At 53.1% G+C, this 23,274-nt stretch carries 23 protein-coding genes; 6 read left to right on the top strand and 17 right to left on the bottom strand.

The annotated features are described in order from the left end of the window. The first annotated feature begins 163 nt into the window (after positions 1 to 163). Entirely contained in the window at positions 164 to 1,006 is an 843-nt protein-coding gene (locus ABJV08_RS06320; RefSeq protein WP_348036896.1) for a p-hydroxycinnamoyl CoA hydratase/lyase, read from the top strand. A gap of 98 nt (positions 1,007 to 1,104) precedes the next feature. On the opposite strand, the gene ABJV08_RS06315 is transcribed toward ABJV08_RS06320, so the two are convergent. Beyond that, positions 1,105 to 2,409, bottom strand: coding sequence for an MFS transporter (locus ABJV08_RS06315; protein WP_348036894.1), 1,305 nt, complete (start codon positions 2,407 to 2,409; stop codon positions 1,105 to 1,107). A gap of 452 nt (positions 2,410 to 2,861) precedes the next feature. On the opposite strand from ABJV08_RS06315, the gene ABJV08_RS06310 reads away from it, so the two are divergent. Both ABJV08_RS06310 and purU read left to right on the top strand, forming a co-directional pair. Further along, on the top strand, positions 2,862 to 3,260 hold the full coding sequence (locus ABJV08_RS06310) for a VOC family protein (protein WP_348036892.1): 399 nt from the start codon (positions 2,862 to 2,864) through the stop codon (positions 3,258 to 3,260). 177 nt (positions 3,261 to 3,437) lie between these two features. Continuing rightward, positions 3,438 to 4,298, top strand: a complete 861-nt coding sequence (gene purU, locus ABJV08_RS06305; RefSeq protein WP_348036890.1) for a formyltetrahydrofolate deformylase — start codon at positions 3,438 to 3,440, stop codon at positions 4,296 to 4,298. On the opposite strand, the gene ABJV08_RS06300 is transcribed toward purU, so the two are convergent. The 9 genes from ABJV08_RS06300 to ABJV08_RS06260 all read right to left on the bottom strand — a co-directional run bounded on the left by ABJV08_RS06300 (position 4,299) and on the right by ABJV08_RS06260 (position 12,703). Beyond that, positions 4,299 to 5,294, bottom strand: a complete 996-nt coding sequence (locus ABJV08_RS06300) for an aldo/keto reductase (protein WP_348036888.1) — start codon at positions 5,292 to 5,294, stop codon at positions 4,299 to 4,301. Next, a complete protein-coding gene (gene pobA / locus ABJV08_RS06295; protein ID WP_348036887.1) occupies positions 5,291 to 6,460 on the bottom strand; it encodes a 4-hydroxybenzoate 3-monooxygenase in 1,170 nt (389 codons plus the stop codon). Before pobA ends, ABJV08_RS06300 begins: the two co-directional genes overlap by 4 nt. After that, on the bottom strand, positions 6,457 to 7,395 hold the full coding sequence (locus tag ABJV08_RS06290) for a Gfo/Idh/MocA family oxidoreductase (RefSeq protein ID WP_348036885.1): 939 nt from the start codon (positions 7,393 to 7,395) through the stop codon (positions 6,457 to 6,459). Before ABJV08_RS06290 ends, pobA begins: the two co-directional genes overlap by 4 nt. Positions 7,396 to 7,414: 19 nt before the next feature. Beyond that, positions 7,415 to 8,257 (bottom strand): class III extradiol dioxygenase subunit beta, encoded by an 843-nt coding sequence (locus tag ABJV08_RS06285; protein WP_348036884.1) that lies wholly within the window; start codon positions 8,255 to 8,257, stop codon positions 7,415 to 7,417. Position 8,258: 1 nt separating this feature from the next. Next, positions 8,259 to 8,669, bottom strand: a complete 411-nt coding sequence (gene ligA, locus ABJV08_RS06280; RefSeq protein ID WP_348036883.1) for a protocatechuate 4,5-dioxygenase subunit alpha — start codon at positions 8,667 to 8,669, stop codon at positions 8,259 to 8,261. After that, the gene (locus ABJV08_RS06275) at positions 8,666 to 9,688 is read right to left on the bottom strand and encodes an aromatic ring-hydroxylating dioxygenase subunit alpha (RefSeq protein WP_348036881.1); all 1,023 of its coding nucleotides are present in this window, start codon (positions 9,686 to 9,688) and stop codon (positions 8,666 to 8,668) included. The genes ligA and ABJV08_RS06275 overlap by 4 nt, the downstream gene beginning before the upstream one ends. Continuing rightward, on the bottom strand, positions 9,685 to 10,707 hold the full coding sequence (locus ABJV08_RS06270; protein WP_348036879.1) for an amidohydrolase family protein: 1,023 nt from the start codon (positions 10,705 to 10,707) through the stop codon (positions 9,685 to 9,687). Before ABJV08_RS06270 ends, ABJV08_RS06275 begins: the two co-directional genes overlap by 4 nt. Further along, positions 10,704 to 11,483: a DUF1932 domain-containing protein gene (locus ABJV08_RS06265; protein WP_348036877.1), complete on the bottom strand. Its 780-nt coding sequence runs from the start codon at positions 11,481 to 11,483 to the stop codon at positions 10,704 to 10,706. The genes ABJV08_RS06270 and ABJV08_RS06265 overlap by 4 nt, the downstream gene beginning before the upstream one ends. A 74-nt stretch (positions 11,484 to 11,557) precedes the next feature. Continuing rightward, positions 11,558 to 12,703 (bottom strand): LysR family transcriptional regulator, encoded by a 1,146-nt coding sequence (locus ABJV08_RS06260; RefSeq protein WP_348036875.1) that lies wholly within the window; start codon positions 12,701 to 12,703, stop codon positions 11,558 to 11,560. A 99-nt stretch (positions 12,704 to 12,802) separates the two neighbouring features. Between ABJV08_RS06260 and ligK the strand changes: the two genes are divergently transcribed. From ligK to ABJV08_RS06245, 3 genes are read left to right on the top strand one after another with little or no spacing between them, the layout of a single operon-like run. Further along, positions 12,803 to 13,477: a 4-carboxy-4-hydroxy-2-oxoadipate aldolase/oxaloacetate decarboxylase gene (gene ligK, locus ABJV08_RS06255; protein ID WP_348036873.1), complete on the top strand. Its 675-nt coding sequence runs from the start codon at positions 12,803 to 12,805 to the stop codon at positions 13,475 to 13,477. Then, a complete protein-coding gene (locus ABJV08_RS06250; RefSeq protein WP_348036871.1) occupies positions 13,470 to 14,537 on the top strand; it encodes a 4-oxalomesaconate tautomerase in 1,068 nt (355 codons plus the stop codon). Before ligK ends, ABJV08_RS06250 begins: the two co-directional genes overlap by 8 nt. Continuing rightward, positions 14,534 to 15,424, top strand: coding sequence for an amidohydrolase family protein (locus tag ABJV08_RS06245; protein WP_348036869.1), 891 nt, complete (start codon positions 14,534 to 14,536; stop codon positions 15,422 to 15,424). The genes ABJV08_RS06250 and ABJV08_RS06245 overlap by 4 nt, the downstream gene beginning before the upstream one ends. Before the next feature lie 28 nt (positions 15,425 to 15,452). Here the strand turns inward: ABJV08_RS06245 and ABJV08_RS06240 are convergent, their stop codons facing one another. From ABJV08_RS06240 to ABJV08_RS06210, 7 genes are all read right to left on the bottom strand, one after another. Beyond that, the gene (locus ABJV08_RS06240; RefSeq protein WP_348036867.1) at positions 15,453 to 15,602 is read right to left on the bottom strand and encodes a hypothetical protein; all 150 of its coding nucleotides are present in this window, start codon (positions 15,600 to 15,602) and stop codon (positions 15,453 to 15,455) included. Between the two features lie 80 nt (positions 15,603 to 15,682). Continuing rightward, positions 15,683 to 16,867: a galactokinase gene (gene galK / locus ABJV08_RS06235; RefSeq protein ID WP_348036865.1), complete on the bottom strand. Its 1,185-nt coding sequence runs from the start codon at positions 16,865 to 16,867 to the stop codon at positions 15,683 to 15,685. After that, a complete protein-coding gene (locus ABJV08_RS06230; RefSeq protein ID WP_348036863.1) occupies positions 16,836 to 17,864 on the bottom strand; it encodes a UDP-glucose--hexose-1-phosphate uridylyltransferase in 1,029 nt (342 codons plus the stop codon). Before ABJV08_RS06230 ends, galK begins: the two co-directional genes overlap by 32 nt. Beyond that, entirely contained in the window at positions 17,854 to 19,929 is a 2,076-nt protein-coding gene (locus ABJV08_RS06225; RefSeq protein WP_348036861.1) for an alpha-galactosidase, read from the bottom strand. Before ABJV08_RS06225 ends, ABJV08_RS06230 begins: the two co-directional genes overlap by 11 nt. Positions 19,930 to 20,094: 165 nt before the next feature. Next, positions 20,095 to 20,325: a hypothetical protein gene (locus ABJV08_RS06220; RefSeq protein WP_348036859.1), complete on the bottom strand. Its 231-nt coding sequence runs from the start codon at positions 20,323 to 20,325 to the stop codon at positions 20,095 to 20,097. 99 nt (positions 20,326 to 20,424) lie between these two features. Then, the gene (locus ABJV08_RS06215; RefSeq protein ID WP_348036857.1) at positions 20,425 to 22,449 is read right to left on the bottom strand and encodes a GGDEF domain-containing protein; all 2,025 of its coding nucleotides are present in this window, start codon (positions 22,447 to 22,449) and stop codon (positions 20,425 to 20,427) included. Continuing rightward, positions 22,422 to 22,955, bottom strand: coding sequence for a heme NO-binding domain-containing protein (locus ABJV08_RS06210; RefSeq protein WP_348036855.1), 534 nt, complete (start codon positions 22,953 to 22,955; stop codon positions 22,422 to 22,424). Before ABJV08_RS06210 ends, ABJV08_RS06215 begins: the two co-directional genes overlap by 28 nt. Positions 22,956 to 23,274 lie beyond the last annotated feature (319 nt).

Genomic DNA, 23,274 nt, shown 5'->3' with positions numbered 1-23,274 from the left:
GCAATGCACATTGCTATAGGGCATAGCATTAATCCTATGAACGCAATCTAGAATCCTAGATTTTGGACGGTTTCACAGAGCAGTTATTCAAAACAATTGCACCGATGATTCGATCATCATCTGTGGGGTCATGGATTTTTGGAACAAATTGAAAGGGACTGACATGTCAGAACGCAAAGAAGAAGATACGGTTTCATATGAGATCAAGGACGGTATCGCTTGGGTGAAGTTTAACCGCCCCGAGAAACGCAATTGTATGAGTCCAAAACTGAATCGGCAAATGCTGCGGGTACTCGATGAACTGGAGTATAATGATGACGTCGGTGTTCTTGTCCTTACCGGAGAAGGCAACAGCTGGTCAGCAGGCATGGATTTGAAAGAATATTTCCGCGAAACCGAAGAAAAAGGCTTGCCGGGAATCAGACAAAGTCAACGTGAGGCTTATGGTTGGTGGAGGCGTCTCCGCTGGTATCAAAAAACAACAATCGCGATGGTCAATGGTTGGTGCTTTGGCGGCGGTTACGGTCCATTACATGCTTGCGATCTCGCTTATTGCGCCGATGAAGCGCAATTTGGTCTCTCGGAGATCAACTGGGGCATTTTGCCGGGCGGCGGCGCAACCAAGGTTGCAACAAATCTGATGCCAATGCGGAAGGCCATGTACCATACATTGGTTGGTGAGAATCTGAGTGGTCAAGAAGCCGTAGAGGCAGGTCTGGTGAATGAATCCATGCCGCTCGACCAGCTGGAAGCGCGTGTCACGGAAGTTGCAAACAAGCTACTCAAGAAAAACCTGGATACGCTCAAAGCGTCCAAAGACGCCGTAAAGCGTGTGGTTGAAATGACCTTTGACAATGCGGAAGACTATCTGATCCGCGCGCAGGAAGCGTTGAATTTCCATGACAAGACGGACGGTCGGCATGAAGGAATGAAGCAATTTCTCGACGACAAATCTTTCAAACCGGGCCTTGGTGAGTATGACAAGTCCAAAGCAAAAACCGAATAAGATCAATCGGTTCATTGGCTAATATTTGTGGCCAAGCATAAAGTGACTGCCGGCCTTCATCTCCTCAAAGCACAAGCCATTGAGGGGATGAAGGCCAGCTAGTCGGCATTTCTTACGGTTAAAAAATAGAGGGCAATTGCGGCAAGCAAGGACCCGGACGCCATGAAGATCGCAACCGTTTGTAGACCGTAGCCAGCGAGAAACAAATAGCCCGCAAGCACTGGTGCCAATACCGCTCCGCCACGCCCTACCCCTATCGCAAATCCGGTCCCGGTAGCGCGAACATGTGTCGGAAAAACCTGAGCGAACAGCGTGTATAATCCCACAACGCCGGCATTGGTGAAAAACCCTACGACAGCAACCGTAGCGGCCAGCTTGGTTAGATCGGAGGTTCCCTGTCCGAACCAGACGATGAGAATGGCAGCGATGACCAAGGTCATCATGGTGAGCTTCTTCAATCCAACGCGCATGGCGACAAATCCGAACATGGCGCCGCCAACGGCGCCACCAACATTCGCCCAAGTCAAAACCAAAGCCGCTGACCGGGCTTCAAAGCCCATGTCGACAACAATTTTTGGCACCCATTTGATGATAAAATAAAAGCTGGTGATATGGGCAAAATACGCAAAAGTTATAAGTATCGTGGTCGCGATCAAAGCGGGCTTAAAAATATCACTCAATGATCTTTTGGCAATCTCCGTTGTTTCCTCTGAAAATCCATTGACAGCGGGATGGCCAAAGCGGGCGAAGGTCTGGTTGATCTTGATCAGCGCTCCTTCCGGGCGCTTCCGATCCAGGAATGCAGGCGTTTCCGGAATTAGAAACCAGACCAATGGAATGCAGGCCGCAGTCGCATAAGCGCCGAATGAGAATATATCCCGCCAGCCACCCTCTGCTAGAATCTGTTGCACCACCAAGCCGCCGGTTGCGCCTCCAATCGGATAGCCAATCACCATAAGCGCCATAGCGACGCTGCGCCAACGCGCATTGGAAAATTCCGCCGCCGTGGCATTGATGGCAGCCAGCATTCCTCCGATTCCGAGCCCAGTAATCAGCCGCCAAACAAGCAGTTCGTTGACACTCCCAGCCGTGCCGGCAAACCACATGCCTATGGTCATGGCGACGAGGCAGCCCAATATCGTGGGGCGGCGACCATATTTGTCAGCGACACCTCCTAACAGGATGGAACCAATGGCCATGCCCAGCAATTCCATAGAAAGAACCCAACCCAGAATGCCTTGGTCAACGCCCCATTCCTTTGCGATGCCCGGTGCAGCGAAGCTGATCGATAGGACATCAAAGCCATCCAGCGCATTGAGCGCTACGGTCATAGCCACTGCTAACCATTGCCAAGTGCGCATGCCGCCCTCTTCCATGGTTTTAATCGGATCTGCGTCCGCCATTTTCTCCCCCCTCATCAGCTATTCTCTTCCTATCCCTGGATTGCCACTTTTGCGGAGTCTCGAGTCTGCCTACCATTATCGGTTAAATCCAATTTTTGCTTGCGTCCATCGGTTTGAGATTTGCCGCGAACCCGTCATCCCCGCTTTTACAGCCGATTGACAATCGCCATATTGGTGGCACGGATCCATCCGCAGGTGTTCCGAGCGAGGTTCGTCCGAGCGATATCGGGGTGATCTGTAACAAGCCCGAAATCGGAAACCTCTTTTTGTGCCAATTCCCCGTCGGCAATATGTTGTGCCTTTTTGCACCGACATTTCTTCTGGTCGCGTCATATTGACCTCTTTTGCGGCTAGCGGGCCCGACATACCATATTTACTGAGAGAAGAGCGGATGGTAAAACATCTGAAACAGGTTAGATAGAAACATCGTTTCTTTTCAGGAGAATTCCGCGATGCAGGTACAAGCTCTTGATCATGTCAACATCATCACAAGCGATCTGGATAAAACCGCTCAGTTCTACACCGACATGTTCGGGCTTGTTCGGCGGAATGCGCCAGCGCCATTGATGCCGGAAAATGCACAATGGATGTTTGACGGCAACGACAATGCCATTTTCCATATCAATAGCCTGGACTGTCCTCGCGCTTTTGATCGAGACGTGAAGGAAGGCCCTACCGGGTCCATCCATCACGTCGCTCTGAAATGTGAAGGCTTGGACGCAATGATCAGGCGCCTGAATGATCGGAATCTAGCTTATCAACTCAACGTGATTGAGGCCGTCGGTCTCAAACAGGTATTTACGCAAGACCCCAATGGCATTTTGCTCGAACTGAATTTCTATGACGACTGAACCGTTTCCCTATTCTAGATAACCTATCGCCCATCAACCGCTCGGCATGTATCCCGTTCGCTAAAACAATCTCCAAATTTCCGAGATCCACGGAACCTTCTTTCTATACAAATAGCTGGCCAGACCAGATCCATATTTATATGCGGCACGAACAGCTTTGAGGTGAGAGAGAAATCTATGTCGGAAAATCGGCAAATTCTAACATTGTCTTGTCCGGATCAGCCAGGATTGGTGGCCAGCGTTGCAAAAATATTGTCAGAGAATGGCGGGAACATTGTCGACTCTCAGCAGTTTAACGATAGCGAAACAAACCAGTTCTTCATGCGCGTGGTCTTTGACCTCGCGCCGGACATAGAGACCAAATGCGTTTCCGACGCGATGCATTTGATCGCCGGCGACAAAAAAATGGATTGGAAACTGCGAGGCGACGACGAGAGACCCAAGGTGCTGTTGATGGTCTCCAAATTCGACCATTGCCTTGGTGATCTTTTGTATCGCCATCGGATTGGAGAGCTCCCGATGGATGTCGTTGGCATCATTTGCAACCATCCGCGTCAGGCGCTTCAAATCTCCCTTGAAGAGAATATTCCTTTCCATCACCTACCGATCACGAAAGACACCAAGTCTCAACAAGAAGCACAAATTAAAGATCTGGTGACCAAAAGCGGAGCCGATCTCGTCGTTCTGGCGCGATATATGCAAATCCTTTCTGATGACCTCGCAGGCTTTCTTGCAGGCCGCTGCATCAACATTCACCACAGCTTCTTGCCCGGATTCAAGGGAGCCAAACCATATCATCAAGCGCATGCGCGCGGCGTCAAGATGATCGGCGCAACCGCTCATTATGTTACCACGGATTTGGATGAAGGCCCCATCATCCATCAGGATGTAGAAGCCATCAACCACGCAGATTCAGCGGAAGCTCTAGTGCGAAAAGGACGCGATATCGAACGCCGGGTGTTGGCGCAGGCAGTCCATTATCATTTGGCTGATCGTGTATTCCTGAACGGGCACAAGACCATTGTTTTCAAAAACTGATCAGGCAAATTCTTCGGTATCAATGGTTTTTTGAATGAGCTCTCCATAGCGCGGTCCGGAGACCGTTTGCTGATTGATCAGAGCATCTAGGCGAGCCTCTGCTTCAGCGGAGATTTCCCAATCCCAGCGCGCGAGATTCTCTTCGAGATGGGCGATGGAGGCTGTGCCGGGGATAGCCACAACATGCTCTCCTCTCGACAAGACCCAGGCCAATGACAATTGCGCGGGCGTCAGACCTTCTTCCTGAGCGATCGCATTGAACTGATCCACCAACTTTAGGTTTTTCGGCCAGTTATCTGCGTTGAAACGCGGCATATTGCGACGGAGATCCTTCTCCGCAAGCCCATCTATGTCGCGCACTCCATTGGCCAAAACACCGCGGCCGACCGGAGAAAAAGCAACCAATGTTGTGCCAAGTTCCTTGCAAGCCTGCAGAACGCCAATTTCCGGATTGCGGGTCCATAGCGAATATTCGGTCTGGACTGCGGCGATGGGATGTTCAGCCGCTGCTTTTCTCAATGTCTCGGCGGACATTTCGGACAAGCCGATGCTACCGATTTTACCTTCTTTGATCAGCTCAGCCATCGCCCCGACCGACTCTTCGATCGGTACGTTAAAATCGCGGCGATGCATATAGTAGAGATCAATATGGTCGGTCTGCAATCGGGCTAGCGATTCCTCGACGCACTTCCGGATCGCTGCGGGACTGCAATCAACGCCTCGCTTCGCGCCATCAATGATTAGCCCCATTTTGGTTGCTAGAAAAAACGCGTTCCGGCGCCCCTGAAGCGCATTGCCCAGCAAAGTTTCATTGTGGCCAAGGCCGTAAATATTCGCCGTATCAAGATGGTCATAGCCCAAATCCAGCGCGCGATGCAGCAACTTGGCGGCATCCTCCTCCGATGGTGGTACGCCGTAGGCCCAAGACAGAGACATGCAGCCCAGCCCGATAGGGTTCGTGTTTTTGCCGTTAATATTGCGCTTGGAAATGCTCATAGAGGTAAACCCACATAATTTTCGGCGATGCTGGTCTGCGCCGCCTCGCTGCTCGCGATATAATCCAGTTCCGCCATCTGCATCTGTCGTTCAAACGATCCGTCATCGGGGAAGCGATGCATCAACTTCGTCAAAGACCAGCTAAAACGCTCGGCCTTCCATACGCGTGCCAATGCCTTCGCTGAATAGCCCGCGATAGCGTCATTGTCACCATGGTTGAAAAAGCGGGTGAAGGCATCGGACAGATAGGCTACGTCCGAGGCCGCCAGATTCAATCCCTTTGCGCCCGTCGGCGGAACAATATGCGCGGCATCACCCGCCAGGAATAGACGGCCATGGCGCATCGGTTCAAAAACATAAGAACGCAAGGGTGCAATACTTTTCTCGATCGATGGTCCCCGCGTCATATTGGCCGCCGCTTCCGGGCCAAGGCGGACCGCCAGCTCATCCCAAAGCCGCTCATCCGACCAGTCTTCGACTTTTTCGGATAGCGGGACGTCGATATAATAGCGGCTGCGTGTCCGGGAACGCATGGATGCTAGAGCAAATCCCCGCTCATGATTGGCGTAGATCAGCTCTTCATGGCACGGAGCCACATCGGCCAATATACCAAGCCAGCCGAACGGATAGACCCGCTCAAATTCCTTGGCCACGTGTGCGGGGATGGCCTTTCTGGACGGGCCATAATATCCATCGCAACCAGCAAGGAACTGGGCGTCTATGCGTTGGGTGACGCCCTCTTTTTCGAATGTGACATAGGGATTATCGCTGTCGACCTCGTGGAGCGCAACGTCAGCGGCCTCATAGATGATTTCAAGACCACGTTCGGGAGCGACATCCATTAGGTCCCGTGTCACTTCGGTTTGGCCATAAACCGTCACATATTTGCCAGTGAGCCCCAGCGTATCAATACGGATCAGCCGTTCGCCATCGGCAAGCGCAAATCCTGCCTCCTTTAGGCCCTCGCTGTGCAGCCGTTCGTTGACCCCCAAACGGTCCAGCAAATCCGTCGTTGTCCGCTCCAACACACCCGCTCTTATCCGTCCCAGAACATAATCCGGGGATTGGCGCTCCACGATGACGCAATCGATACCTTCTGCACGCAGCAAATGCCCCAAGAGCAATCCGGCCGGTCCGGCGCCAATTATGGCAACCTGCGTTTTCATCCGAGCTGTTGTTCTAGATCATGCAAAACCTTGTAGCAGGGCAATACTTGTGCGACCGAACTATTCGGCTCCCTACCTTCCCGGATTGCCGCGATAAATTCACGATCCTGCAATTCGATACCATTCATCGACACGTCGACATTGGATACGTCAATGACCTCTTCCTTGCCATTCACCAGATCATCATAGCGCGCGATATAGGTATTGGTATCACCGATATAGCGGAAGAATGTGCCCAGCGGGCCGTCATTGTTGAAACTCAGTGACAAGGTACAAATCGCACCGCTCTCTGCTTTCAACTGGATAGACATGTCCATCGCGATACCCAGTTCAGGATGGATCGGGCCCTGAATGGCATTGGCCTGGATGATCGGACCAGCCTGATAGGCAAACAGATCGACCGTATGAGCAGCATGATGCCAAAGCAGATGGTCGGTCCAGCTGCGAGCCTCGCCTTTCGCATTCATATTCTGACGGCGGAAGAAATAGGTCTGCACATCCATCTGCTGGATGTTGAATTCACCGGCACCGATCAGATTATGCACATATTGATGCGAGGGATTGAAGCGCCGTGTGTGACCAACCATGCATACAAGGCCGGTTTCCTTTTGCTTGTCCAGAACAGCCTGACTATCGGCCCAGCTATCCGCGAGCGGAATCTCCACTTCGACATGCTTGCCCGCATTCATCGCCTTGATCGATTGGTCGGCGTGCATTTGCGTCGGCGTTGCCAGTATCACGGCATCGACATCGTCACGTTCCAACATCGCTTCATAGTCGGTGGTCGCAAAGCCAACCCCATATTTGTCAGCCATAGCCTGGGTCGGTTCCTGGCGTCGGCCAACCAAGGCCGTGACTTCCACACCATCAATATTCTTGAGGCCATCCAGGTGTTTTTCACCAAAAGCGCCGCCACCGGCAAGTGCAATTCTCATGATATATGCTCCGTCAAATTTAGTTGTCAGGTTCAAGCACTATGTGCCCGATTGCTGTGTTGCTGCAGGGAATATGATAGTGGCGATGCAAGCATTTGGTCTTCCTGCCCAGCGCTCCGCGCATGATCAGCCACATCACCATCTCAATGCCTTCGCTGCCCGTTTCGCGCAGATATTCGATATGCGGGATATCGCGGGCCGCATCGCTATCGCCGACCAGCGCATCGAGAAACTTATTGTCCCATTCACGGTTTAGCAGGCCAGCGCGCGGACCTTGCAGCTGGTGGCTCATGCCACCAGTGCCCCAGATCTGAACGTTCAGATCTTCCGGGAAGCTTGCCACCGCACGCTGGATCGCTTCGCCGAGTGCCCAGCAGCGATTGCCAGAGGGAACAGGATAGGTCACAACGTTCACCGCAATCGGAACCACTTTGACGGGCCATTTCTCAGGCTGGCCATACATCATACTCAGCGGCACGGTCAGGCCGTGATCGACATCCATTTCATTGATAATCGTCATGTCGAAATCGTCTAGAATCAGACTTTGCGCGATGTGCCAGGCAAGGTCAGCATGCCCTTCTACATCGGGAACCGGCCGCGGTCCCCACCCCTCATCGGCAGGCTTATATTGCTCACCGCAACCAATCGCGAATGTTGGGATAATATTGGCGTCAAAGGCGGAGGCATGATCATTATAGACGAGAATAATGACATCAGGCTTTTCGGTTTCTTCCCATTTGCGGGTCCATTCATAACCCTCAAAAATGGGACCGAAATAATCGTCCTGTGTCTTCCCTTGATCGACCGCGACACCCAGAAGCGGGACGTGGCTTGAGCCTACACCAGCAGTAATGCGCGCCATCTCAATAGCCTCCCTTTATCGAGCGATTGCCTTTTGCCGAACGCCCGCCCTGCATCATCATATCCCGATAATCCGGAAAGCTCATATCGGTCATGGTCGAGACGGCTTCTGCAAAACTTATCCCGTCGGTCGAGAATATCTTGCTGAGAAAGTAGATATTCCCACCCAATTCCAACATCCGGTTATAGTCGCGATCGATAACAGCCTGCCGTTGATCATCGGTGATCGGCCATTCAGCGAGATAGGCTTTTTCATCCGCCTTCCAACGCTCGCGATTTGCTCCGTCCATCAGGCTCATCGCGAATTGATTTAGATGATATCCTTGCCGAGCACGCGCGGCGGTAAACACCCGCGTACCCGGGATATCCTCGAGTTCTGCAAGATAGTCATGGATATCGGCTGGTCCGGTCATAAACTGCCTTCTGTCTTTCGGGTTCGTTCGATCATCCGGCGGGCGCGGATGCCGCCCTCGTCGATGTTATAGGCTTGCAACTTGCGATCGGGATTGGCCACAACCGAACGCTGTTGAGCTTCCAAGACTTCCACATCCTCTGCAAAAACGCCGCTTTGCTGTTGACGGAAACGGGCACCGAAACCGGGATCATCGGTCCGGAAGTCCCGCGCCATGCCCCAGAAATAGTGGCTGTGCGTTTCATCCTGTGGTGTCATCACATCGACCACAAAACCGCGCACGCCCTGGTCATGTTTTTCAAGACTTGCCTTCGCTTCGACAGGCGCAACTCCAACATCAATGATCACCGCGGATGGCGCAATAAATTCACAAATCTGCCAGCGGTCGACACGCCCCTCCTTGCCAAGCGCACCTTTCCAGAAGGGCGGTGGGTCGATATCCGGAATCCAGCGCTCGACGAACACACGGTCTTCAGTGACGCGTGTCTCGAGCGGGGCTTCCATCAACTCCTGCTGGCCGATAGACCCCTGATGGACGTAGGTCTCGTGCGTCAGATCCATCAGATTGTCGATTAACAACCGATAGTCGCAGGCGATAGGATAATAGCCGCCTTCAAAGGCCCATCCTTCTGCCGAGCAAGGCCATAGATCCGGAATCAGTTCCGGGTCGGCGGGTCTATCGCCCATCCATATCCAGACAAAGCGATGGCGTTCGTGCACTTCAAATGTTTCCGTGCAAATGCGTTTGTTCACCGGATCGGATTTCAGCGGCATTTCCTCGGCGACACCGTCCGGACCGATTTTAAGTCCATGATATTTACAGCGGATAGAATCGCCTTCCTTAATCCCCATCGACAAAGGCAGCATGCGGTGAGGGCAAGCGTCACGCATTGCAACAACACCGCCATCAAGCTTGCGCCAGAGCACCACGGGGACTCCCAAAATTGTTCGGCCAAGCGGCTGAGAACCAACCTCATAGTCCCATCCGGCAACATACCAGGCGTTCTTGATCCAGGTCATAAGCCCCAGCCTTTCAATTGCGCGTCCAGCCGAGGGTAGACCCTTCTTGCATTGCCCTCAAAAATCGCATGTCGCTCTGCATCGGAAATATCGAGCGCGTCGACATAGCGTTTGGTGTCGTCGAAATACTGGCCCGTTTGCGGATCTATGCCGCGCACGGCTCCCACCATTTCGCTGCCGAACAGGATATTCTTATTGTCGATAACATCGGCCAGCAACGTAACACCCGGCTGGTGATAGACGCAGGTATCGAAATAGACATTGTTCATCACATGGCCAGACAGATCGGGCTGCTTGAGCATATCGGCAAGGCCGCGATAGCGCCCCCAATGATAAGGCACCGCACCGCCGCCATGCGGGATGATGAAGCGTAGGTCCGGAAAATCCTTGAACAGATTACCTTGAATGAACTGCATGAAAGCAATGGTATCGGCCGCGATATAATAAGCACCCGTGGCATGCATGGCAGGATTGCAGCTGCCCGAGACATGGATCATCGCAGGCACGTCCAGCTCGACCATTTTTTCATAGAACGGATACCAATATTCGTCCGTCAGAGGTGGATGTTCAAACTTGCCGCCGCCGGGATCGGGATTGAGGTTGCAACCGACAAAGCCCATGTCGACGCAACGTTCCAACTCCTCGATACTGCCCTGCATATCCGCGTTCGGGCTTTGCGGTAGCATGCAAACCGGCACAAATATCTCTGGATAAAGATCGACACAGCGTTTGATCAGATCATTGTTCACCTGCGCCCATTTTCTAGCCACACTTTCATCGCCGATATGCGGGGCCATCGCCGAAGCGCGGGGCGAGAATATCGTCATGTCCGCGCCGCGTTCATTCAGCAGCCGAATCTGGTTTGCTTCTAGCGTCTCACGAATCTGATCGTCGGAAATCTTCGGATAAGGCCCGACCTGTTCTCCCGCCGTGAATGCCGCTTTCTGCGCCTCACGCCATTCGTTATGCGCGGTCGGAGCCGTGGTATAGTGACCGTGACAGTCAATGATAAGACTCATTTCGTCCACCCTTCCTTATTCGCCATGGCCCGCTGGCGGGCAATCGTGCCCTTGGTCATCAGCGGTTCAATGCCCAGCGCATCTAACGTCAAAGCAACCTGTTCCATTTCCTCGGCCCTGCGCAGGCCATGGGTGGTCATGCGCTCCAGATTATAGGCGGCCTTCTCACTCCATTCGGAGCCTAGAGATTGGAGGACGTCTTCGCTTACCTCGGCCTCTTGAGCCGCCAGCATCATCTCTGCGGTCAACGCCTCGATGCCCTTCACCATGATCGAACGGATCATCTTGATCGAAGATGCCTTCCCGACCTCACCTTCGACCACGCGAATATTGTCAAAACCAAGTGCAGCAAGAACATCCGCACCATCGGACGCATCAGCACCCGAGAGCAGCAGCGGCACGGACAATTGGGCAGGATGGACCGGCGCCATAACGGCAACATCGACGTAGCGCCCCTGCGCGCGCTGAATATGCGCCGCCGCCGCACGTTTCGTGTTGGGGGCGACCGAGTTCATATCGAAATAGAGCGCGTTCGCCGCGATGCACGACGCTGCAGATTCGGCCACCGACTTTGCCTGGTCGGCAGTCACTAGGCTCATTAAGGCAGGCGAATCTTGAATAGCGTCGGGCAACACGGAACATCCCATGACACCAGCAGACAGATATTCCGATTGCTTGTTCTTAACGTCATAAACACGCGCAGCGTCGCCCCACCCGCCTGCATTTGCAAAGGCCGAGCCTGCTTCGCCGAAACCGATAAGAGAGACAGATTGCATGATGATCTATTGCTATCTGGAAGCTCATAAATCCGCCAATTGGAAAGCGGGATTGGATATAAGGTAAAGCGAATTTAGCTTATCGCTGCCTTCTCCAAAATCTGCATGAAGTCCTGTTGCATGCCGGTCGGCATCCAACCGGATCGGGTCGTAACACCAATGGTTCTGTGCAGGCCTTCAGGTGGCCCGCCAATCGTTGAAAGCCAATCCGCCTCCAGTTCCACCGCCACCTGATCTGGCGAAAGCAGCGTCAGAAAATCACTTTCAAGTAATATCTGCCGAATGGTAATCACCGAGCCACATTCTATGGGAACATCCGGACAGCCGATGCCTGCGGCTTGAAACATTTGCTCCCACCGCATTCTCAGAGGCGTACCGGGGGCAGCAATAGTCCAGGGGTAGCTGGCAAGCGTTTCCAAGTCATTATGCTGGCCTCGCAATGGATGGTCATAGCGGCCGATCACGACCGGGTGATCTTCAAACAGCAGCTTCTGTTGCACGTCTTCACCGGGGCCCGGTTCACGCAATGCTCCGACAAGAAGATCAAGCTCACCATCTCGAAGCGGTTCAATAAGTTCGGCATGACTGCCTTCTACGATCCTGATTTCCACTCCGGAATAAGCATTGTGAAATTCCGTCACGGCCTTTGGTAGCAATCGCGCCCTGCACAGAGGCATTGCTCCGATAGATATTGTTCCTGTTTCCCGTCCCTTGAGCGCCTCCATCTCCGATAGTCCGGCAGCAAGTTCCGCACGGGCCAGACGAAAAGACCGCGCCAGCGAACGCCCTTGGGCCGTCAACGCCATGCCTTTTCCGCGCCGGTCCAACAATTTCCGCCTCAAGGCGATGCTAAGATTGGCCACCGAACGGTGCAAGGTTGGCTGCGCCAAACCCGACATAGCGCTTGCCGTCGGATAGCTACCGTGCTCCGCGACCGACAAAAAGGCCCGCAATTGCGCCATGGTCACCCGGCTGGAGCCAATGTTGGCCAAAGCAGATTCAATCCGTGGCGCAAACATCTTCGCCGCGGGCGTTGGTGTCATCCCGTCTGTATGACGTTCAAAAAGCGGCTGTCCCAAGAGAGCCTCGAGCTTTCCCAGCCCCTGAGTTATCGCCGGTTGCGTCAGATTCACAGCATCTGCAGCAGCGCTTATACTTCCTTTGTCGCAGATTTCCTTTGCTGCGTACAAATGGCGCAAGTTGAGATCCCACAATTCCATGAACGAAGGATTAGCACAAACTTATAGCCAATCCCAAGTTCCAAATTGCGTGTTCCCTTCGAGCCTGCGACACTGAGTTTATCCTATGAGGAAGAAAAAATGGCGAATATTGTTGTTCAGGATATTGAACGGACAGATCTAAAATTGGTAGATGCCCTCGGAAAATGCGGCGTCGCCACTGTGCATGAAGCCCAAGGCAGGATCGGCCTTATGGCCTCCCACATGACCCCCATCTATGCCGGCGCGCGCGTGGCCGGCAACGCTGTGACCATATCAGCTGCTCCTGGCGATAACTGGATGGTCCATGTTGCTATCGAACAGATGCAGGAAGGCGACATATTGGTTCTCGAACCGACGAGTCCCTGCGAAGATGGATATTTTGGGGACCTTCTGGCAACATCGGCGCAAGCGCACGGTGGTCGTGGCTTGATCATCAACGCTGGCGTTCGCGATGTCCGCGACCTTACCGAAATGAAATTTCCTGTCTGGTCCAAAGCGGTTTTTGCGCAGGGCACCGTCAAAAATACCCTGGGCTCGGTCAACATTCCGATCGTCTGCGCTGGTGCACCAGTCAACCCTGGGGATGTTGTGATTGCCGACGACGATGGCGTTTGCGTCGTCTCGCGCGAGCGGGCCGCCGATGTGCTCAAAAAAGCGCAAGAGCGGGAAGCCAATGAAGAAGACAAAAGACAGAAATTGGAGAGCGGCATCTTGGGCCTCGACATGTACAGCATGCGCGAGCGGTTAGAGAAAGAAGGTCTGAAATATGTCTGAACCCCCGATGACTTCTGCGCGTGTCATGTGGATGCGCGGTGGAACGTCAAAAGGCGGTTATTTTTTGGTGGACGATGTGCCATCTGACCGGGCTGAGCGGGATGCCTTTTTGCTCCGCATCATGGGATCTCCGGATGACCGGCAAATTGATGGCATGGGCGGGGCCGATCCGCTCACCAGCAAAGTGGCGATAGTGAAAAAATCGGATCGCGACGGCATTGATGTCGATTATCTGTTTCTACAGGTCTTTGTCGATCAGGCGCTGGTTAGCGACGCGCAGAATTGCGGAAACATTTTGGCAGGCGTTGGCCCCTTTGCGATTGAACGGGGGCTAGTCACAGCCACTGCTGGACAGACTAAAGTCACGATTTTCATGGAGAACACTTCACAAACCGCCGTGGCGACAGTCGATACTCCCGACGACAAGCCCACCTATTCCGGTGAGGCGCGAATCGATGGTGTTCCCGGCACGGCAGCTCCGGTTCCGTTAGAGTTCCGCGACACGGCCGGGTCCAGCTGCGGTGCCTTGCTTCCCACAGGAAATGCCGTTGATGTCATCAATGATGTGCGCTGCACCTTGATTGACAATGGCATGCCCTGCATCGTGATGAAGGCAGAAGATATCGGCGCCACCGGCTATGAAAGCCGCGAGGAACTGGATGCAGCTGAGGAATTGAAGTCGCGCATAGAAGCCATTCGGCTGGCTGCTGGCAAGCGAATGAACCTTGGCGATGTTTCGGAAAAATCTGTACCCAAGATGATGCTGGTGGCCGCTCCCAAGAACGGTGGTGCCATTACCGTACGCAGTTTCATTCCCAAGCGCGCTCATGCCAGCGTGGGTGTACTCGCGGCTGTCACTGTTGCAACGGCCTGTTTGATCGAAAATTCACCCGCTGCCGAAGTTGCGAATATCCCGAACGGCAGCCGCAAGACGATGTCGGTCGAGCACCCAACCGGTGAAACCACTTGTGTCATGGAAGTCGACGATGCGGGCAATGTAACCAGCGCGGCAATGCTACGAACAGCGCGCAAATTGATGGACGGAGAGGTTTTCGCATGAGTGCCAATACACAAGGCCGGATCACAAGCTGGCATGGCAGCCCGTCAAAGCCGATATTTGTACCGCCGGCCGGCGCCATAGATGCCCATTGCCATGTTTTTGGTCCGCAGGCACAATTTCCATTCAGCGCAAAGGCAAAATATCTCCCTGAAGATGCTGGCCCGGACATGCTCTTCGCGCTTCGCGATCATCTCGGCTTCGACCGCAATGTAATCGTGCAAGCCAGTTGCCACGGCACCGACAATAGCGCTACCCTGGACGCGATAGCAAAATCGAATGGCAAGGCACGCGGCGTTGCTGTGGTTGATCCGGCGATCAGCGAAGCCGAACTTGCGCAGCTTCATGAAGGCGGCATTCGCGGAATCCGCTTTAACTTTCTGAAACGACTGGTCGATAACGCACCGAAGGACAAATTTCTGGAAGTCGCCGGTCGCTTGCCGTCCGGTTGGCATGTCGTCATCTATTTTGAGGCCGATATATTGGATGAAATGCGGCCCTTCATCGATGCAATACCAGTCCCCGTGGTGATCGACCATATGGGTCGCCCGGACGTTAGTCAGGGCCCCGATGGCGCCGACATGAAAGCCTTTCGGGACTTGCTCGATAGCCGGCCCGACATCTGGTTCAAAGCCACCTGCCCGGATAGGCTCGACGCAAGCCATGACCCATGGGACGCTTTTGCCGATGCGGTCCGCCCGCTGGTCGAGGATTATCAGGATCGCGTCCTCTGGGGCACCGATTGGCCACACCCCAATATGCAAAGCAATATTCCCGATGACGGTCACTTGGTCGATATGATCCCGCGTATCGCGACAACCGAAGCATTGCAGCGCAAGCTGTTGATCACCAATCCGATGAAATTATATTGGGCGGACGAACAAATTTAGGCGGTCTCTGGCGACGAAATGATCGCACCTAGGCAGGATAAGCGTTGCGCAAAGGGTCCGGCCCACGCATGATATCATCCGCGCTCGCAATATCCTGCAGGAACGGAATATCCTCAGCAATGCCGCTCCCGCGGCGACAGAAACCTTGGCACGAGGCGAAAAATTTTCGGTAAGCCACGAAGAGCTGTATTGCGAATCTTGCTGACGTCGATTGCTTGCTGCTGCAATAATGTGACGTTTCTGGAAGATGCCCTATGTTCAATGCGGTATAATCGAGGCTCCCTTAACAGCCCGTTCGATTGTTACAAATGGTCGGTTTCCGCTCGGCGTTTGGTAATTGCGCTCCAAATGTTCTCGAACTTCGGTCACTATCGATTCACTCATGAGGGCGACAACCGCTCCCCCAAACCCTCCGCCCGTCATGCGGGCACCACCATTCTTTCCGATTGCCGCTTGCAATAGCGTTACCAGCCTGTCGATTTCAGGCGTCGTGATCGCAAAGTCATCTCGCATTGAAATATGCGAATCGGCCATCAATTTTCCTAGTTCAGCCAAATCTGCATTTTGTAGCGCGTCAGCAGCCAGAATAGTCCGTTCATTCTCGGACACGACGTGACGCGCACGCAAATAGGCTATTGGGTCAAGACCATGTTTACCGGCTTCCAATCCTGCCACGTCGAGATCGCGCAGTGCTGCAACGCCATAATGTTGGGCGGCGGCGTAGCACTGGATCCGGCGAATATTATACTCACCATCAACCAGCCCTCGATCAATGCCCGAGTGAACAATCATGATCGCCAGGCCTTTGGGCATGTCAGCATGCACGACATCCAAGCTTCGGCAATCCAATAGCATTGCTTTTCCAGACCTAGCCCGAGCGGACACCAGTTGATCCATGATCCCGCAATGGCATCCAGCAAATTCATTTTCGGCCCGTTGTCCAGCAAGCGCCAATGCCGTTCTGTCATAATCGGGTTGCCCAGCGAGTGCCGCCAGCACAAGACCGGTAGCGATTTCTAGCGATGCTGAGGACGATAGCCCGGCCCCCTTCGGCACATTCCCGGCGATCACCAGATCTGCGCCTGATAGCGTCAAGCCATCCTCTTGAAGGGCTGCGGCTACACCCCGCACATAATTAGACCATGGTTGCTGCGCATCGGGCAAAATCGGTTGATCCGTCGCAAAGCTGGATCGACTCATATCAAGATCAACCGCAAACACCTTTATCTGTCCATCTGCTCTTGCTCTGCCCGCAACCATTGTTCCGCAACCGATCGCCATGGGAAGCACAAATCCGTCATTATAGTCGGTATGTTCGCCGATCAGATTGACGCGACCCGGAGCATAAGCAAGCACATCAGGATTGCCGTCACAGCATTCCGCAAAGGCGCGGCGCACATTTTGTCCAAGATCATCCAAGGAAGTGTTTTCCTGCCGCTGCACGAAGCTTCTCCGCCGCTTGCTCCGGCGTTAGATCTCGTTGGGCTTCGGCGAGCATTTCGTAACCGACCATAAACTTGCGAACCGATGCGGAGCGCAGCAAGGGCGGATAGAAATGTGCGTGCAACTGCCATTCCTCATGCCGTTGCCCATCAAAGGGAGCGCCATGCCAACCCATCGAATAGGGAAAGTGGGTTTGGAACAGATTGTCATAGCAGCTCGTCAGGGCCTTTATGATGATGGCGAGGTCATCTCGCTGCTCCGATGTGAGCTGAGGCATTTGTCGTACCGGGAAGCAGGGAAGCAACAATGTTTCGAAAGGCCACTTCGCCCAATAAGGCACGATCGCGAGCCAATGATCGCTTTCCACTACGACTCGCTCCCCTCCGGATTCCCGTTCCGCAAGCTGGAGCAAAAGCGGCCTCTGCTTATCCCGCAACCATTCCGCCTGCATGCGCCCTTCTGTCTTCGGAATGCTGGGAATGTAACTGGTCGCCCATAGCTGCCCGTGCGGATGCGGATTGGAACAGCCCATCATCACGCCCTTATTCTCAAACAGCTGAACCCAAGGATATGTCTTACCAAGATCTGTGAGTTGCTCGCACCAGCAGTCGATAACCGCGCGGATCTGTTCCGCCGGCAGTTCTGGCAAGCTCTTGCTATGGTCCGGCGAAAAGCAAACCACCCTGCTCTCGCCTTGCGCCTGAGCTGACCGGAACAGGTCACTGTTTGCATTTGGTTCCGGCGTATCTGCTTGCAAGGCTGCGAAGTCATTGACGAAGACAAATGGACCTTCATATTCAGGGTTATGCTCGCCTGTTATGCGCTTGTTACCGGCACATAAATAGCAATCCGGGTCATGATTGGGTAAATCCAAAACCTCCGGCAGATCGGATTGGCCCTGCCACGGCCGCTTGGCGCGATGGGGAGAAGCAAGAATCCATTCGTCTCCCAGCGGATCATAGCGCCGGTGTGGATGTTCGGTTGGATCAAAGTTCATGGCGACACCCATGAAAGATAGTAGCGCGTTCAGCCATCATAGGTGGAACAGGCATGCCCACCTCCATAAGCCAACTGCCATCGAACAAAATTCTGTCCACCGGCTTGAATTCCTGATCTATGCGCGAGATATTATAGTGCCTTTCGCGATCCAAAAATGGTAGCCGCACGGATGGCATATGACGATGCGTCACTGGAGTCATCTGATACACGATCAGCAACCATTCTTCTGCATTGCCTGCGGCGTGCCAGATCATCCCGTCATCGCCTTTGCCAGAACTGACCTCATCGTGCAGCAGATGCCGTGATTTCTTGTAAAAGGCGATCCACTCCGCCAGCCGTGCCTTTTCTTTCTCGCCCAGCTTGACGAGATCAAACTCCACACCAAAATGCCCTTGAAGTGCAACAGCAGCGCGGAAATCAAAGGATTGCAGGCGTCCGGTGCTATGCGTTGGTGACGTCCCGATATGCGAACCCATTATTTCAGGCGGCATGAATTGAAGAAAACCTGGCTGCATCTGCGCGCGGGAAACAGCATCAATGCAATCGCTTGTCCAGAAGCGGTGGGCGTGTTGAACAATGCCTGCATCAATACGCCCGCCGCCGCCGGCACAGGCTTCGATTTCTACTTCTGGAAAAGCCCGTCTGAAGCGATCAAACAGCCCATATGCGGCCTCGACTTGCTTGTGATAGCTCGGCCGTCCATCTGCTCCACCAGCCGCGGAAAGGTCACGGTTATGATCCCATTTAAGATAGGATATCGGCAAATCACCAAGCAATTTTGCGATGCTTTCGAAAAGATAGTCCGTCACTTCATCCCGCGAGAGATCCAACACCAGCTGATTGCGCGCCGTTTTCAGGGGCCTGCCCTCAATCTGCAAAACCCAATCCGGGTGCGCTCGAAACAGCTCGCTATCCGGATTCACCATTTCTGGTTCTACCCAAAGGCCGAATTCCATATCTAGCGCCACAACATGGTCCGCGAGCGGAGCCAGTCCATCCGGATATTTGCCTGTATCCGCCCACCAATCGCCAAGCGCGCGGCTATCGTCATCCCGGCCGTTAAACCAACCATCATCCATCACAAAACGCTCAATGCCGACACCCGACGCGGCATCCGCTAGCGCAATCAAGGCCGTTTGATCATGGTCGAAATAATAGCCTTCCCAAGTATTGAGATGCACTGGACGGGGCTTCATTTCATCGCCTGGCCATTTCAGACGCTTGCGGATCGCGGCGTGAAAATTCTTTGCAACGCCATTATGTCCGTTGGTTGAGCAGGTCGCGAGAACCTCAGGCGACTGAAAGGTTTCGCCGGGAGCCAGGCGGACTTCTCCCGGCGCCAACCATTCACCGATCTGCCATTGGTAGCGGCCATCGTCGAGCCACTCTATCATCTGGGCATGATTGCCCGACCATGCGAATTGCGCGCCATAAGTCATGGCCTCTGCCTGCACATAGGCGCCGGGGAAGGCGTCATGCGATGTGAGACCGCGCCGATTCTCTTTGCGCCATATTGCACGTCCCAGCGTGTCTGACTGATGCTGGAATTCAGAATTATGTTTGCCAGAAAAGGAATGCACTGATCGCGATGTAGCGGCCAGCGGCAAAGCTGCGGCTGCCAGCCACTGCACGTCTAGAATATCATCGCCTATATTTTGCAGACTAGATGAGATCGTGAGCGTGTCCCCATCAAGAGCCATCATTACACTGGCTTTTATTGCGGCGACTTTGTCAGTTAGAAGAAACCGGACAGACTTACCGATTTCAATCCATTCCCACTCGCAAGAGTCGAAGTCTTGCGCAAAATCGCGACCCGCGCGATGGGCGAGCAATGCGCTGTGAGCAAACCATCCATTGCCAAAAGTAGGAAAAATCGAGAATGCGACGGTTTCGTCCATCGAGAAGCCAGGCGTCGGTCGAGTTTCCAGCAATGGCGAGCCCAATGAAAAATTCTCGCCAAGCCTTTGCCCCCAATAGCGCCATAGGGGTGCTCCGGCTTCCATCAGCTCGATCACGAGCGAGCTGTCCGTTCCGTTCAGAACGACATATTTCTCAGTGTTCATCCATTTCCAATATCGTGTATTTTGCGACTACACTATCACTGATTTTGGATTGGGATCGTCACGGCGCGTCCGATCAAAACTGTCGCGGGTGAAATACTCTCGGGTAGCGGCGAGTTGGACATCTTTGCGCTCACCTGTCAATGCGAATAGAGAATATCTTGGGTTTCAGCCGCCCTTTGAGCGGCCTTTTCTAACGAGAATACAGCCAAATATAATCGGATAGATCATCAACATCCAATCCAATATGGTGCCGATATAGTTGCCCTTATCAGCACCCAGATCTAGAAAAAATCGATCAATCCTGAATATTTCATATCCTGAATTTACCCAGTCCAACAGCACGATCGAAAAATAGAGAAGCCAGATCATGAAAAATAGTTCGTTTAGCTTTTTCAATTGCTTACTCCCTATTTATCCAGGCCGTCCGAACGCTTTTCGACCAATCTGTTACTGGCAAATACCGCCGGACAGTTGAAATTGCTCTGACCAGCAAACCTAGCTGTTCTCCAACAATTCTATAACGATCGATTCAGGCTTTGGTTTTCCGTAGAGCCAGCCTTGTCCAAATTGGCACCCCAGAGATTCAAGTTCGGCCTGTTGGAACTCGCTCTCTATTCCTTCGACGATGACGTTCATATTCAAGGAGTCCGCCAGCTGTTTCATAGCGGCGACAAAGGACCAGTCTGCAGAATTCTCAAACTGTTTGGCGATAAAAGATCGATCAATTTTGATGGTGTTGAAAGGCATGGCTTGCAAATGTGCGAGCGACGAATAGCCGGTTCCAAAATCATCAATGCTCACCTGAATGCCCATGGCACTCAATTGTTCAATGACGCGCTTGGCCTGTTTAGGGTTGGTAGCGGCAGCGCTTTCCGTGAGCTCTAGGCGGATCCATTGCGAATTCGCACCGGTTTCAAGGAGAATATCGCGAACCAAGCTGACAAAATGCGGTTGTTGAAATTGCTGCAAAGCGACATTGATGCTCACGGTCAAAGGGGTTTCAGACGCGCTAGCGGTCTGGAAACGAACGGCGGCGCGGCAGGCTTCACGCAACACCCATGTTCCGATGGGAACGATCAAACCACAGGTTTCCGCAGCAGCGATAAACTCTTCCGGCATCACAAGTTCATCAGCTGAGCGTTGCCATCTTATAAGCGCCTCGTAGCCAACCAATTTGCGGTCGCCCAGCGAAACGATAGGCTGAAAATGAAGTTCGAATGCAGATGTATTGATTGCCACCCGCAAGTCGGCCTCCATGTCCAGCCTCTTCAGCGCCGCGGTGCGCATCTGACTAGAGAATGTTACCGTTTGCTCGGTGCCTTCCGATTTCGCTTCGTACATTGCGACATCGGCATCACGCATCAACTCTTGCGGATCAGTATATTCCGGACCGTTCAATGCGATCCCGATACTGGCAGCGGCTTGCACATTGCTCGAACCGATCCGGTGAACGGGATGCAGGCATTTGTGCACAGCTTCCGCCATGTCCTTCACAACCTCTTCGATTTCGTCGCCCCTGATGATGATAACAAATTCATCCCCGCCGATGCGGGCAAGCAGAGCATATTCAACCCACGTCAATTCTTTGAAACTATTCACTATAGTCTGGAGCCGGCCGGCCATTGCGACCAGCAGCATGTCGCCTGACACATGACCCAATGTGTCATTGACGAGTTTAAAGCCATCCAGATCGAGATAGATTAGCGCCGATTGGAAGTCGGATTTTTGATGTTCCAGATCAAATATATCCCGCACTTCTTTTTCAAACGCTAGCCGGTTTGGCAGGCCTGTCAAAGAGTCGGTTGCGGCATTTTCGCGCAGTATATCAGCATGTTTGCGCCGCTTGAAAACACGTCCGATCTGAATGCCTATTTGCAATAGCAACTCAAGAAATTCAGGCTTCGGCTCGACCGTATCGGTCTGATAAAATTCTAAAGCACCGACCAATTCATGGCCCATTATAACTGGCACAGAAATACTGCTCCGCAACCCGGATCGCATAGCGGCCGAAGAACGGGTAAATCCACTTTGGGCGTGGATATCAGTCACCCATGTCGGTTTTGTTTCAAGGAATAGCCTGCCGGGCGTAGAGGCGCATGGCCAAGCGACCAACGTGCGCGAGGCTTCCATAAAAGGAAAACTAAGGTCCTGGTCCTGGGCTGCCCAAATATCGGTCCCCTCAAGCCGCGCATCGCCAACGGGCCCTTTTCTAATCAACGCATGTCCCACCGGCCATTCGGCCGCTTCACAAATTTCGTTGATCGCAAACTGCAACGCATCCCGTGGTTCTTCGCAGTCATTTGCAAAACTCGAAACTCTATTCAACAATTCGAGGCGTTCGCGACTGAGAAAGAGATCACGCAAACCATGCTCTGCAATATCTTCGGCTTCTAGCCGTATAGCTTTTTCACGGACCAGTTGACGCTCAAGTCGTTCGCATTTCTTGCTAAGATACTCTGCGGTCTGAAATTCGTTTTGTGCCGGTTCAACACTCATTTCCAGGTCAACTCTATTTGGCACATGGGCGCGCCTTCGTGCATGCAAACAGGTTGATCCACTTCAATTGTCTCGTCGAAGAGATCAGCCAATCCCAGAACGAAACCATGGGCCAAATGACAAAGTTTGCGAGGCGAATTATATCCGAGCGTAACCGTGCTTGCGGTTTCAGCAAAATGAAAATGCGGACAGCCTGCGCCTGAGTATAATTTGCGAACTTCAGGGTGGATGATTGTATTCAAACTGAGGATGAATGGACGTGCGCCCGGCACATCTTCAAAAAATTTCGGAAATCGGCCATGCAGTCGTGGCATTGCACCACGGCCAAGTGTCTTCAACAATTCCGCCGCTGGTTTTCCCGTCATTTCAGACGCCGCGCCAACCAAGTCGAACAACTGCTCATCTGGATAGCTACCAAGAGATGTATATATGCCAGACAGCTCTGTTTTCGAGAGCAGTTCATCCCATACGCCCGGACCAAACTGGTCAGACACGACCTCCTCAATCACATTGAAAATTATGCCCTTCATCAGCTGGTTCTCCCAAATAGTGCGCTGATCCAATACCCGGCAGTGTCAAAATCAAAGGGACAGCGTGATGCTGTCTCAAAATTAGGCGCCATATGTAAAAGGCAGAAACACAGACCTATCGCAAAATATGACAAATTAAGAATAGTCGTGTCCCAACCACCAGACTTCATCCGTCTTGGCTAAGAACGGTAAAACGCATGACCAATTAAGTGCCGCCGGATACCGGCACGCTTTCCAATCCAACTTCAGTCGCAGCGATGATGATTGAACGCTTTGCTCAACCCTTCCACGCTATCCCCAATCGGATAGACTCAAATTC

The sequence above is a fragment of the Parasphingorhabdus sp. genome (genome assembly GCF_039982395.1).
Lineage (GTDB): Bacteria > Pseudomonadota > Alphaproteobacteria > Sphingomonadales > Sphingomonadaceae > Parasphingorhabdus.
Note: the sequence above shows the minus strand (reverse complement) of the source record. Positions and strands in the feature narration are given on the sequence as shown.

Excerpts from the sequence above, each read along its gene's own strand:
- ABJV08_RS06320 (WP_348036896.1), top strand. The coding sequence starts at position 164 with ATGTCAGAACGCAAAGAAGAAGATACGGTTTCATATGAGATCAAGGAC.
- ABJV08_RS06315 (WP_348036894.1), bottom strand. The coding sequence starts at position 2,409 with ATGGCGGACGCAGATCCGATTAAAACCATGGAAGAGGGCGGCATGCGC.
- ABJV08_RS06310 (WP_348036892.1), top strand. The coding sequence starts at position 2,862 with ATGCAGGTACAAGCTCTTGATCATGTCAACATCATCACAAGCGATCTG.
- purU (WP_348036890.1), top strand. The coding sequence starts at position 3,438 with ATGTCGGAAAATCGGCAAATTCTAACATTGTCTTGTCCGGATCAGCCA.
- ABJV08_RS06300 (WP_348036888.1), bottom strand. The coding sequence starts at position 5,294 with ATGAGCATTTCCAAGCGCAATATTAACGGCAAAAACACGAACCCTATC.
- pobA (WP_348036887.1), bottom strand. The coding sequence starts at position 6,460 with ATGAAAACGCAGGTTGCCATAATTGGCGCCGGACCGGCCGGATTGCTC.
- ABJV08_RS06290 (WP_348036885.1), bottom strand. The coding sequence starts at position 7,395 with ATGAGAATTGCACTTGCCGGTGGCGGCGCTTTTGGTGAAAAACACCTG.
- ABJV08_RS06285 (WP_348036884.1), bottom strand. The coding sequence starts at position 8,257 with ATGGCGCGCATTACTGCTGGTGTAGGCTCAAGCCACGTCCCGCTTCTG.
- ligA (WP_348036883.1), bottom strand. The coding sequence starts at position 8,669 with ATGACCGGACCAGCCGATATCCATGACTATCTTGCAGAACTCGAGGAT.
- ABJV08_RS06275 (WP_348036881.1), bottom strand. The coding sequence starts at position 9,688 with ATGACCTGGATCAAGAACGCCTGGTATGTTGCCGGATGGGACTATGAG.
- ABJV08_RS06270 (WP_348036879.1), bottom strand. The coding sequence starts at position 10,707 with ATGAGTCTTATCATTGACTGTCACGGTCACTATACCACGGCTCCGACC.
- ABJV08_RS06265 (WP_348036877.1), bottom strand. The coding sequence starts at position 11,483 with ATGCAATCTGTCTCTCTTATCGGTTTCGGCGAAGCAGGCTCGGCCTTT.
- ABJV08_RS06260 (WP_348036875.1), bottom strand. The coding sequence starts at position 12,703 with ATGGAATTGTGGGATCTCAACTTGCGCCATTTGTACGCAGCAAAGGAA.
- ligK (WP_348036873.1), top strand. The coding sequence starts at position 12,803 with ATGGCGAATATTGTTGTTCAGGATATTGAACGGACAGATCTAAAATTG.
- ABJV08_RS06250 (WP_348036871.1), top strand. The coding sequence starts at position 13,470 with ATGTCTGAACCCCCGATGACTTCTGCGCGTGTCATGTGGATGCGCGGT.
- ABJV08_RS06245 (WP_348036869.1), top strand. The coding sequence starts at position 14,534 with ATGAGTGCCAATACACAAGGCCGGATCACAAGCTGGCATGGCAGCCCG.
- ABJV08_RS06230 (WP_348036863.1), bottom strand. The coding sequence starts at position 17,864 with ATGAACTTTGATCCAACCGAACATCCACACCGGCGCTATGATCCGCTG.
- ABJV08_RS06225 (WP_348036861.1), bottom strand. The coding sequence starts at position 19,929 with ATGAACACTGAGAAATATGTCGTTCTGAACGGAACGGACAGCTCGCTC.
- ABJV08_RS06210 (WP_348036855.1), bottom strand. The coding sequence starts at position 22,955 with ATGAAGGGCATAATTTTCAATGTGATTGAGGAGGTCGTGTCTGACCAG.